The 12,482-nt window shown below is 41.2% G+C and carries 10 protein-coding genes; all 10 read right to left on the bottom strand.

All coding sequences use genetic code 11. The features are described 5' to 3' along the window. Nucleotides 1-161: 161 nt before the first annotated feature. A complete protein-coding gene (locus IGI94_RS06075) occupies nucleotides 162-923 on the bottom strand; it encodes a hypothetical protein (RefSeq protein ID WP_430617801.1) in 762 nt (253 codons plus the stop codon). Nucleotides 924-1,004: 81 nt separating this feature from the next. Continuing rightward, nucleotides 1,005-3,458, bottom strand: coding sequence for a glycogen/starch/alpha-glucan phosphorylase (locus IGI94_RS06070; protein ID WP_430617800.1), 2,454 nt, complete (start codon nucleotides 3,456-3,458; stop codon nucleotides 1,005-1,007). 117 nt (nucleotides 3,459-3,575) lie between these two features. Continuing rightward, on the bottom strand, nucleotides 3,576-5,009 hold the full coding sequence (glgA, locus tag IGI94_RS06065) for a glycogen synthase GlgA (protein ID WP_438899547.1): 1,434 nt from the start codon (nucleotides 5,007-5,009) through the stop codon (nucleotides 3,576-3,578). Beyond that, nucleotides 5,006-6,157: a glucose-1-phosphate adenylyltransferase subunit GlgD gene (gene glgD / locus IGI94_RS06060; RefSeq protein ID WP_016613233.1), complete on the bottom strand. Its 1,152-nt coding sequence runs from the start codon at nucleotides 6,155-6,157 to the stop codon at nucleotides 5,006-5,008. Before glgD ends, glgA begins: the two co-directional genes overlap by 4 nt. Next, nucleotides 6,147-7,289, bottom strand: coding sequence for a glucose-1-phosphate adenylyltransferase (locus tag IGI94_RS06055; RefSeq protein ID WP_016613232.1), 1,143 nt, complete (start codon nucleotides 7,287-7,289; stop codon nucleotides 6,147-6,149). The genes glgD and IGI94_RS06055 overlap by 11 nt, the downstream gene beginning before the upstream one ends. A gap of 41 nt (nucleotides 7,290-7,330) precedes the next feature. Next, the gene (gene glgB / locus IGI94_RS06050; protein WP_016613231.1) at nucleotides 7,331-9,265 is read right to left on the bottom strand and encodes a 1,4-alpha-glucan branching protein GlgB; all 1,935 of its coding nucleotides are present in this window, start codon (nucleotides 9,263-9,265) and stop codon (nucleotides 7,331-7,333) included. 174 nt (nucleotides 9,266-9,439) lie between these two features. Beyond that, the gene (locus tag IGI94_RS06045; RefSeq protein WP_008379690.1) at nucleotides 9,440-9,847 is read right to left on the bottom strand and encodes a hypothetical protein; all 408 of its coding nucleotides are present in this window, start codon (nucleotides 9,845-9,847) and stop codon (nucleotides 9,440-9,442) included. Nucleotides 9,848-9,941: 94 nt separating this feature from the next. Next, nucleotides 9,942-10,388: a hypothetical protein gene (locus tag IGI94_RS06040; RefSeq protein ID WP_005236794.1), complete on the bottom strand. Its 447-nt coding sequence runs from the start codon at nucleotides 10,386-10,388 to the stop codon at nucleotides 9,942-9,944. A gap of 197 nt (nucleotides 10,389-10,585) precedes the next feature. Continuing rightward, nucleotides 10,586-11,395 carry a DUF1803 domain-containing protein gene (locus tag IGI94_RS06035; RefSeq protein WP_034872210.1) on the bottom strand — a complete coding sequence of 270 codons (810 nt, stop codon included), beginning with the start codon at nucleotides 11,393-11,395 and terminating at the stop codon, nucleotides 10,586-10,588. A gap of 88 nt (nucleotides 11,396-11,483) precedes the next feature. Further along, nucleotides 11,484-12,413 (bottom strand): manganese-dependent inorganic pyrophosphatase, encoded by a 930-nt coding sequence (locus IGI94_RS06030; RefSeq protein WP_008379685.1) that lies wholly within the window; start codon nucleotides 12,411-12,413, stop codon nucleotides 11,484-11,486. Between the last annotated feature and the right edge of the window lie 69 nt (nucleotides 12,414-12,482).

Raw genomic sequence — 12,482 nt, 5'->3', positions numbered from 1 at the left:
ATCAGAATATTCCTCAGTCGGTGAAAAATGTAATTCGACTAAGTATTTTGTGAAATCGGCAGTTTCAGCACACAAAAAAAACAGCTAGATGTTCGCCATCTAGCTGAAATCATTCATCGTTATGCTCAAAGGACTACTTCTATTAAGAGTAACTGTCTCTACTATTTAGAACGAAAATAGCCATTTGAAGATTCTTCTTGTTGATCGTCTTCAATCATTCCTTTTAATGATCGATCTAAAACAGACCGTTTTTTCTCACCATTTTTTTTATTGTTGGCGCGAAACTCGCTGCGTGTCATCCCAACAGAGGGGTGGCGATTGAATTTTTTGACGGTTGGATCGCTTTCTTCTTTGACTTGATAAGCTGCTGGTTCAGTGTCAAATAACAAATAACTTTCTTGTTTTTTTGCCATTGCATCCATCAAATCGTTCGGCGTAATTTCAGGTTTTTGCTCATCAGGAATAATTGATGCAGGAATATATTTAGGCACGAAGTAAGAGCGTCCCGAATATTCTTTTTTTGAAGAAACAGGAACCTCAGCTTTTTCCTTCTTACTAGTCACTTGATAAGAAGAATGGTTCGCTTCTTTGCCAAAAAAATTGGTTTTTCCTGTCGGCATCTGCTCTTTCACCGGACGTTTTCCGTACTGAGGCAAGTTGGCACGGTGATTGGCAAGCTCTTCTTTTTGACGAACATTGTGCCCTCGATCGCGTTGGCTGGACTGCACTTTACGCTGCAAAGATTGATTTTCTTCCTTGTGAGAATGACTCACGGGATCTTTGATTTCGGTTAAAATCCAATCATCTGCTTTACTGAATGCGGGGCGATGCTCGGATTGAAGCTTCACACCGTCTGTATCATCATAAGCAGGAAAACGGAAGTGTTTTCGTTTCACATCTAAATAATTTGCCACTGAACTCATCCTCTTACATGCATTTTTTTCATCATACCACAAATAAAAGAGAATTTCACGAAAGACTGCGCCATTTCAACCGAAGTCGCTTCAATTGTCTCCCCTTGGAGGCACTGACTCCGTCAAGCTTGCCGCATTTGGTTCTTTGATATGGGCAAATAATGGATCGATCTGCCAAATATCTGCTGCATAATTTCGCACCGTTTCATCCGCCGAAAACTTCCCAGCATTCGCAATATTCATTAGACTGATTTTTTGCCAGCGATGAGTATCTTGATAAGCAATATCCACCCGATGCTGTGCATCACAATAGGCGTGGAAATCTCTTAATAAAAAGTACTCATCATTGTATTTCAAAAGTGAATCAAAAATCTCGCGTCCTTCTACTTGGATATTGGGGATTGTCCCGTCAATAAAGGCATTGACTACACGTTGTAGTAGTGGATCTGACTCATAATACGCATAGGCAGAATAATTACGCTGGGCGTAATACTGATACACTTCTTCTTCGGTTAGCCCAAAGATCGCGATGTTTTCATCACCGATTGCATCTCGAATCTCAATATTGGCACCATCTAAAGTGGCGATCGTTACTGCCCCATTTAGCATCAACTTCATATTACTTGTCCCTGAAGCTTCTTTGGAGGCCAATGATATTTGTTCACTGACATCCGCTGCTGGGATAATTTTTTCTGCTAAAGAAACGTTGTAATTTTCTAAAAAAACAACCTTGATTTTATCATTGATGGTTTCATCCTGATTGATCAGATTCGCCACTTCATTGATGACTTTAATGATCGATTTTGCGTAGTGATAGCTTGGTGCGGCTTTGGCACCAAAGAGAAAGACTCTTGGATGAAACGCAGCAGTTGGATCGTCTTTGACCTCAAAGTAGAGCTTTAGAATATGCATAAGATTTAGTAATTGTCGTTTGTATGCATGCAGACGCTTGATCTGCACATCAAATATTGCCGTCGGATCTACTGTGATGCCCGTTGCTTTTTGAATGTACTGTGCCAGTGCACGCTTGTTACTCATTTTTGCGTCGGCAATTTGTTGGAGAACAGTTTCGTCCTCATAATAGTTTTTGAGTAGTTGCAGGTCTAATGGATCATTGCGCCAGCTTGTTCCGATGGACTGATCCAATACTTTGGCTAACGGTTGATTGGCTAGCTGAAGCCAACGCCGTTGCGCGATGCCGTTGGTCTTATTGTTGAAACGGGCAGGATAAATAAGATAAAAGTCATGGAGTACCACTGATTTTAGTAAATCAGAATGGAGCTTGGCTACGCCATTGACACTGTGGCTGCCGATGATCGCGAGATGTGCCATATGGACTTGATCATCAATAATGATTCGTGTCCGTTCCAGTAAGGCTTGCGGATGGACCCCTTGCATCGTTTCCACAAAACGGCGATCAATTTCTTTGATGATCTGATCCATTCTCGGCAAAACTTCTTCAATCATGCGCACGGGCCATTTTTCTAAGGCTTCCGCCATGATCGTATGGTTCGTATAACTCATGACTTTCACGGTGATCGACCACGCTTGTTCCCAAGCAAGACCTTCTTCATCAACTAAAATGCGCATCAGTTCTGGGACGCAAAGGGCTGGGTGCGTATCATTGATGTGGATCGCTACTCGTTCACTCATCATGGTCAAAGGTAAATTCAATTTTTTATAATAACGGACGATACTTTGGATCCCTGCAGACACAAAAAAGTATTCTTGCATCAGCCGGGTCCGTTTGCCTGTCTCATTGGAATCATCGGGATACAAGACCGCTGTCAGATTTTCCAATGCTTGCCGCGATTCTAGTGTCGCGTAGTGCGCCTCATCTTCGACAGGAACCTCAACACTCCATAAACGCAAGGTATTGAGATGGTGATTTTGGTAGCCAACCATTGCTGTATCATAAGGAACCGCCCGCCAGGTAAAGCCACCTTCATAAACTGGGGCTAATTTCCCGTCCTCTCCGGTAACGAGATAGACATGGCCCCCGAAACGAATAGGCACCGCCTTGCTTTCTTTGCGGACTTCCCAAACATTCCCCGAACGCAACCAGTCATCGGGCAACTCTACTTGATGACCGTCAATAAATTTTTGTTTAAATAATCCGTAGCGATAGCGGATCCCATTGCCATTTCCCGGCAAACCTAAAGAAGCCAATGAATCCATAAAACAAGACGCTAAGCGACCGAGTCCCCCGTTGCCTAAAGCCATGTCTTTTTCCGTCTCTGCAACATCGTCAAGTGAAACCCCTAACTCTTCAAAAACGGCTTCCGCTTGCTCCAACAGCTGCATATTTAACAGATTACTCTTTAACATTTTGCCGGGTAAAAATTCGATTGAAAAATAATACGCTTGTTTCTGATCCTCCAACAAGAGATTTTTTCTGGTCTGACGCCAGTCTTCTGAATACATTTGCTTCACGACATTGGCTAGCGCCTGAAACAATTCCTGCGGTGATGCTTCATCGATCTCTATCGCAAACAGTTCGTGCACGTTGGTTTCTAACAGATCACGCAATCGTTCTTTTGTCATAGGGTTACACTCCTTTATGCTAACCGTTTATAAAAAAGAAGAATTCTTGCCGCCAGAATGGCTAGTCATACAACTAGCCGTTCTGTTGCAGACAAGGATTCTTCTGTCTTAAAACAATCAAACTTTGATATTATTATACAACTCAACATAAAGATCTGAGCTTTGATTCCAGCTAAAATCTTTTTTCATTGCTTGCTTGACTAATGCCGTCCATGTTGTCGGATCCGATTCATACAATTCAATCCCCTGTTTTAAAGCATTCATCAAGTAAAAAGGTGAAAACTCTTGGAAGCCAAAGCCGGTTCCTTGTTTCGTGATCGGATTATAGGAATCCACCGTATCTTTCAAGCCACCGATTTCATGAACGATCGGTAATGTACCATAACGCATCGCGATCATCTGCGATAGTCCACATGGTTCAAAAGCCGAAGGCATCAAGAAGAGATCCGCTGCTGCGTATAACTTTTGCGCCAGTGCAATATCAAAAGAAATCGCGGCAGCAAATTTGTCAGGATATTTCTGCGCAAAGTAGCGAAAGCCTTCTTCAAAATCATGCTCACCGGTTCCCAATAGGATAAACTGGACATCAAACTGCAAGAGGTTTTCCATTTCTTCAAGAACTAAATGGAACCCCTTTTGAGTGGTCAAACGACTGACAACGGAAATCAACGGAACCTCTTTACGAGTTGGCAAGCCAAACTGTTCTTGTAGCGCTCGCTTGTTTTTAGCTTTTCCTGATAAATCCTCGACACTGAAAGGATAGTCCAAATGAGGATCGGTTTCTGGATCATTCATTTCATAATCAATTCCATTCAAGATACCGCTTAGCTTGCCACTTTCCATGCGTAAAATGACTTCAAGACCACAACCAAACTCAGCTGTTTTGATTTCTTCACTATAGGAAGGACTGACGGTCGTGATGCGGTCCGCATACAAGATTCCTGCTTTCATAAAGTTCAAGCAATCGTTTAAACGCAAGGTTCCATCATCATATCTTTCCGTACCCATCCCAAAAAGATCCGGTAAAATATCGCGACTATACCACCCTTGAAACCCAATGTTATGGATCGTCAAAACGGTGCGTATGTTTTGATACGCTTGGATCCAATGATATTTTTCTTTGATCAAGAACGGAATCATCGCCGTATGGTAATCATTGACATGTACGACGTCTGGAATAAATTCAATGCGTTCCATCATTTCGATCACGGCTAATTGGAAGAAAGCAAAGCGTTCCCCATCATCATAAAAATCATAGAGCCGTTCGCGACCAAAATAGTAGAGATTGTCTATGAAATAATAAGTCACAGCGCCTAGAACTAATTTTTTGATTCCACAATATTGCTTGCGCCAGCCGACCGCCACTTCAAAGGAAAAACAATCTTCCATTTGGTCTTGGTATTCGGCAGGCATTTTCGTGAAATAAGGTAAGACGACAACTGTCTCGACGCCTTTTTTGACCAACTCTTTTGGCAATGCACCTGCAACATCCCCTAACCCGCCTGTTTTAAAAAACGGAGCGCACTCTGCTGCTGTAAACAAAACCTTCATGCGCTTGCTCCTCCGATTACATCTTCTGTCACATGAGAATTCTTCTTAATGACAATCGGGGTTTCTTTGGTTCCCTGCACTTTTACACCTTCTGCGATGGTTACATTTTTATCTAAGATCGCATAAGAGACTTCGGCACCTGCTTTGATTTCGTTATTTCCGAAAATGATCGCGCCTTTGACTTTTGCCTCAGGATGGATTTTCGTACGGCGAGCAACCAGTGACTGCTCGACAGAGCCTTCAACGATGCAACCAGAAGCAAAGTGGCTATTTTTCACCTCAGACGTTTCCGAATAATAGGTTGGTACTTCATTCTTCAATTTGGTATAGATTTTTTGATTCGAATAAAGCAATGAGGTGAATTTATGCACATCTAGCATGTCCATATTTGTTTGATAATAAGAAGAGATATCATAAATGTTACTTAAGTAACCAGTGTACTCATATAGGCCAGTGTTCTCCACAGAGATCATCTCTCGTAAAAATTGACCGAGATCTGCCGTTGCGCCAACTTTTTGCCCTTCTTTAAGAGCCGCGATCAGACGATCCGTTTGAATGATAAAAATATCCGTACACAAGTTGACTAGGGAGCCAACTTCCCCTTTTTTCGCTTGGATCGCTTCTTCTAAGTGTCCTTCACTGTCAACATTAAACAACAAGTCACTTTCAGAAACATTGTCACTGCCGATGCGTTTATACACCACAGTCATTTCATTGCCTTGTAGTTGATGAATTTTCAGCAAAGCACGCAAATCGATGTTGCATAAGATTTTGCTGCCCATAAATACAGTGTGATCTGATTTTGATTTTTCCAAATAGTCAATGACGTTATAGTAGTACTCTTGCCCTTCGGCTTGCTTTTTCAATGAGTCTTGGAATAAGTGGATAAAGAACCGGTTTTGAACACCGTCCAAGTTCCACTCTTTTCCACCACCGATATGATCAAAAACTGACTGGGTCTCTCCTTCATTGAAAATCATGTAGACTTGTTTGATGTTGGCATTTTCAATACTTGAAAGATTGAAATCCAGCAAGCGATATTTGCAGTCAAACAACAAGGTCGACAGCGGACGATTCTCCGTTAATGGCATCAAGTCTTGGTATCGCTGTAGGTTCCCTAAAATTGCACACATTTTATTAGTTCTCATCAATCGTCACCCCTAAAATTTCAGAATAGCCGACTACGGCAATTTCGTCTGTTCCATCGATCTCTGCGTCGTCACCAATCACTGCATTTTCCCCAACGATCACTCGATTTAATTTGACATTTCTGCCAATCACCGCTCCAGGCATGATCACGCTATCTTTGATAGTCGAGCCTTCTTTCACTTGCACGTTCTCTGATAAAATACTGTGCTCGATCTCCCCAGCAACATAGCAGCCGTCCATCACAAGCGAATTTTTAGCAGCACCGGTTTCAGTTACAAAGTGCGGTGGTGCGATTGGGTTTTTGGAGAACACTTGCCAGCTTTTATCCCGGATATTCAACTCCATAGCTGGATCAATAAATTCCATGTTGGCTTCCCACAATGAATCGATCGTTCCTACGTCTTTCCAATAGCCAGAGAAGCGATAGGCAAAAACGTTGTCGCCGCTTTCTAGATAAGAAGGAATCACATGTTTCCCAAAATCGACCATTTCGCCGTCTTTTGTGTAGTTACTCAATAGCATACTGCGTAGACGACTCCAATCAAATATATAGATCCCCATCGAAGCAAGATTGCTTTTTGGTTCGGCTGGTTTTTCATCAAATTCGATGATGCGGTCATTTTTATCAGTATTCATGATCCCGAAACGAGAAGCATCTTTCATCGGAACTTCGAGAACTGCAACCGTCAATGAAGCATCATTTTCTTTGTGTTTTTCCAGCATTTCTTCGTAATCCATTTTGTAGATATGGTCGCCGGACAAAATCAAGACGTATTGCGGGTCCATCTCATCGATATAGGCGATGTTTTGATAGATGGCATGGGCAGTTCCCTCAAACCATTTTTCGCCTTCTGAATTTGAATATGGCTGTAAAATCGTCACACCGGTACTGATTCCATCCAATCCCCAACTGGCGCCATTGCCGATATGGTTGTTCAGTGCTAAAGGTTGGTACTGCGTGACTACACCCACATTTTTGATTCCAGAATTGACACAATTACTCAACGTGAAATCGATGATCCGATACCTGCCGCCAAACGGAACTGCTGGCTTGGCAATATTTTTTGTTAGTTTCCCTAAACGAGTCCCTTGTCCTCCTGCGAGGATCATTGCTAACATTTCTGTTTTCATTTTGTTTGGTGATCTACTCACCGTTCCCCCTCTACTCTTTTTTATGCTTTCTTTACTGCTTTTTTACGAGTCATTTTGATTTTTTCTGGTTTGATAATCAAAGCCCCAAGTGCAGGCAAAATTGTTTTGATTTGATAGTCGTATTGTTTAAAAGGGGCATTACTGGTCTGGCAGTCTTGGTTATTAGCCACCCAAGTTCCACCAAATACATCCCGTTCAGTGTTTAAAATCTCTCGATACGTTCCTTCGTATGGCACGCCGATCGCAAAATCGTGACGCTCCACTGGTGTCAGATTGACAACAACGATCAAGAAATCTTTTTTCGTTTTTCCTTGTCGTAAGAAAGTCAATGTCGTTTCATCTAAGTTGTCTGCATCGATCACCATCAATGAATCTTCTTGATCATCCAATTCCCAAAGGGCTCGTTCTTCTTTGTATAGTTCATTCAAGGTCTGGGTGAAGAACTGCATTTTTGCATTTAATGTGTCGTTTAAATCGACCCATTCAAGCCCATGATCATATTTCCATTCTAAAAACTGTCCCCATTCACTACCCATGAATAACAATTTTTTCCCTGGATGCATCATCATGTACGTATAGAGATTTCGTAGTTGTGAAAACTGTTTGTAGCGGTCCCCCCACATTTTATGCATCAAACTTTTTTTACCATGAACGACTTCATCATGAGAAAGTGGCAAGATATAATTTTCTTGCATCCGATACATGAAAGAGAAAGAAAGCAGATTTAAATGATCTTTACGGAAAATCGGGTCCATTTCATAAAAACGCAGGACATCGTTCATCCAGCCCATATTCCATTTATAATCAAATCCTAACGCGCCTTCTTCGACCATTCCTGTTATTTTGGTTTCAGACGTACTTTCTTCTGCAATCATGACCACTGCTGGATGGGCTAACTTGATAACAGAATTAAGCTTCTGTAAAAAGTAATAGCCTTCAAAGTTGCGATTGCCCCCTTCGTGATTTGGTTCCCATGGACCTTCATCATAATCGCGATAGATCATGTTGGAAACGGCATCTACCCGAATACCATCAATGTGGTAAAATTCGATCCAGAACAAGGCACTTGAGATCAGAAAGCTTTGGACTTGTGGTTTGCCGAGATCAAAGTTGATCGCACCCCAGCGAACATTTTTGGCACGGTTTTCATCCATGTATTCAAATGTCGGCGTGCCGTCATAATAAGCTAAGCTGTCATCATTGACACAAAAATGTCCTGGTACCCAATCAACAAAGACACCAATATTTTCTAAATGGCATGCCTCTACAAAGTCTTGAAATTCTTCTGGTGTCCCATAATAGGAACTGAGCGCAAAATAACCTGTCAGCTGATAGCCCCACGAGGTACCTAATGGATGTTCCATCAAAGGCATAAATTCAATATGGGTATAACCCATTTTTTTCACATAAGGAATAAGTTCATCTTTTAATTCAGAGAAGCGATAAGGGGTGCCGTCTTCGTGGTGCTTCCACGAGCTGGCATGAACTTCATAAATATTTAGAGGTCGATTAAATGTTTTCTGTCTTTTTTTGCGGCCTTGCCATAGTCCGTCCCGCCATTTTTTTTGTGGGATCGAATGCAACACGGCAGCAGTTCCTGGTCGAGCTTCGAAATGGACAGCAAAAGGATCAATCTTCAATACTTCTCGTCCATTTGCTTGTTTGACTTTGTATTTGTAAAGCTGTCCTTCTTTTACTTGGTTGGTCTCAATCTCCCAGACCCCAGATTCTGCCCTTTTATTCATTGGCAAAGTGTCTGTCCATTGGTTGAAATCACCAACCAGCCAAACTTGTTGAGCGTTTGGTGCCCAAACACGAAACACATAGCCGTCATCCGCTTGATGGGCTCCTAAGAAATGTTGGACATAAAAATTTTCACCGCTCAGAAAGTCCTTTTCTGCAGTCAGTACCTGTTGTTTGGTAACCACTCTCTCATCAGTCCTCCTTCGACTCATCTTGATCGCTTATTCTTTAACGATCGATCATTGTCCCATTTTTTCATAGAGAAGCATTTGCAATCAAACGATCTCTACTGTTAGCATAGCATAAAATAAAATTCTAGTAACCTAATAACCCTATGATACGAACGAATTATTCAGGACAGAAAAAAACAGCTTGAACGTATCTGTTCAACCTGTTTCAGCTCTACTTTTTAGCTTTTGGAAAATGAAGTATGTGACTACACTTAACTGAAACAAACTTGCCAAAACCAGGATGAAAACAATCATCACCGGAAGTGTCTCAGTTAATTCAACATATGCCAGCAGTGTCCCAAATGCAGAAGAGGCGGAGCAAAAACACCAGAATCGAAACCCGTAAAAACTCGTCACTACGGTATAAAGACTAATAATCCCCAATAAGAAAAGCTGAGTAAATCGGTCAAATACCGTATCGGTATAATAAATTTCACCTAACATGACTTGGATCGTACCAAAACTAGTTGGTACTTTATAAAGCGTCAGCAATGCACCGATCAAACTGAATGCACCAATCAAAAGATGACTGCCAGCTAAGCTGATTCGAATGTTTAGTTTCACGCGTCCTTCACAACCTTCAATCTTCGATCCTTTTACGAAAACAACTGCTTCTACAGCCGTTTCCCTTCTTCGCTAGAGCCGAAATCACCTTCAATTATTTTGCTTGCCAAAGCTCTTTTACTTGCCCATCGGTGTAAACTTTATAGGCTTTATTTACTGCCAAGGACTTGTCTGCGTGACCAATTAAGTAATAATTGCCATCACAGTCAAACTCTCCCTCACTCAATAATTTATAACTCGTTAATGGACCATCTGCCATTTTTTTCGCCAAATAACGAAGGGCATTCGCGGGATTCACTAAATAGTTTTGATTCACTAGCCAATCAATAACCACTGAAACGATCGTATTTGCCCCAAATCGTTCCTTTTGCTTTAATGCGAGAATGAGATCTCCATCAGAAAAACGCGTTTCATCGATCCCCGCATTTGTAATTGCTTGCCGTGCCGCTTCTATCTCTGACATTGATACGAATGTAATCATTTCTGCTTTCGTTTTATTCCGTTCCAACTGTTCAAAATCAACCGTTTTATATCCTTCCATTTTTATATCCCCTTTCAACGTTCTAAAATCATCATATCATCAAGAAATCAAATCTCCAAACAAAACGATCGTTATATTTTAATTTTTATTCATCAAATTATCATTTTAGTGAACAAGAAAAAAAGCTATTAGAATAACATCTAACAGCTTTGTAATATTCAGAAAATTTAAAACAAATAACATAATTATTAGAAATCTCAATTATCATTGAAAAAAAACGTGTTGTATGAACCTGCTTTTTTCGCTAAGTGAGCGAGCACTGATCGTTGCAAGAAAATATCCTTTTCAGCAGATGGATAACGGCCGTTTTTTAGATTATCACAATTTATTTCTTCCAGCAAGAAATCTAGCTCGGAACTAACGATTTTCAACTGTTGAAGCGATTCTAGAAAAATACTCGGACGCACTTTTTTGTTTTTACGGATACGTTCAAAGATGACACTTACTTGATCTAAGTAATAGACCGGATCGACATCACCGATCAAATCCATTAGTTCGTCATAAACCGATAGATTTTGCAGCTGGCGATTTGCTTCAAAAAAAGCCGGCAGCGTTGGTGGCCATGGCGCTTCTGCGTATGAGATCATCTGAAAACTTTCATGGGCCAAGGAATAAACAATCCCCTGCTCCACCTCCTGCAAACAACCATAGAAGTATTTATTTTCATTACTTAATGTCGCAAAGTTTTTGAGAAAACCAGCGATTTCTTGTGTTGACCAATCAAGGGCATCTTGATAAAAACCGTCACTTTCTTGCAGCTGCTTTTGATCTTCTTCAGTATAAACAGGAAAACCTAAAAAATAGCGTCGATTTTGGCGGATGATCAAAGCTGATGCGATCAGACGGTCAAGGGTTTTATCAAATGACACCTCTGGAAACTTCGCTTTTAGCTCTCGTAGTGTCGGCGGTTCCTGACAGCTTAAAAGCACATGAACCAAATCATGGAATTCAGAAGATGCCAGGATCGGTTGCAACGAACGATAATGGGGACTATAAAAAAATTTCACTGTGTGTACTCCTTATTAAAAAAATCATGAAAAATGCTGGCTTGATCTACCAAAACAGATCTCACCAGCACTCTGACATTTATCCTAATTATCCTTCGAAAACCGCTGTTAATTGAGGAACGATTTGTTTTTTACGAGAAACAACGCCAGGTAAAAAGGCACGATGGTTCGTTAATGTCGTTTCAAACGCTGCTTCTACTGGGGCAATTGGTTCACCAACAACTAATAGCTCAGAATTACTGTCTAAGATATCAGTAGCAACAAGCAAGAACAAATCATAGCCATTTGCTGACATTGATTCTTTCATGGCAGCTTCCAATTCTGCTTGACGGTCAAAGACCTCTTTTAGGTCGACTGTATTGACTTGTCCGATACGGATGTTTTTCCCGCCCATTGGGAAGCTTTTTGCATCAAGATCCAGCAATTCTGCTGCTGATTTCGTTCCAAGATTTGTGCCGGCTTTCAACATATCCAATCCGTATGCTTCCAGTTCAACACCTGCTAAAACCGCTAATTCTTTTGCTGCCGCTACATCTTCATCGGTACATGTTGGCGATTTGAACAACAATGTATCGGAGATGATCGCTGAAAGCATGATTCCTGCGATCGCTTTTGGAATTTCCACTTGATTTTCTTTGTATAACTTCAATACGATCGTACTGGTACAACCAACAGGTTCTGCACGATAATACAACGGATTGGCTGTCTCAAAGTTAGCAATACGGTGATGATCAACCACTGCCAACACTGTAACATCCGCAATATCTGCCGCACTTTGCTGAAACTCATTGTGATCCACCAGCATTACTTCTTGTGTTTCCTTAGTTACTGAATCGATTACACGAGGAGCAGCCAGGCTAAAGGTGTCTAGTGCAAATTGTGTTTCTTCATTCGGTGTACCTAGCGCCACCGCTTCACAGTCTTTCCCAAGTTGATTTTGTAAGTTTGCAAAGGCAATCGCTGCACCAATAGCGTCGGTATCAGGATTTTGGTGACCGAATACTAATATTTTCGACATTTCTTCATCGCTCCTATTTCAATTGATATTCACTTTCTAATCATAGTAAAAAAACAGGAAAGAAGCAAT

Source organism: Enterococcus sp. AZ149 (assembly GCF_051714285.1).
GTDB lineage: Bacteria > Bacillota > Bacilli > Lactobacillales > Enterococcaceae > Enterococcus_D > Enterococcus_D entomosocium.
The sequence above is the reverse complement of the archived record's forward strand: the minus strand, read 5'-3'. Positions and strand labels throughout refer to the sequence as shown.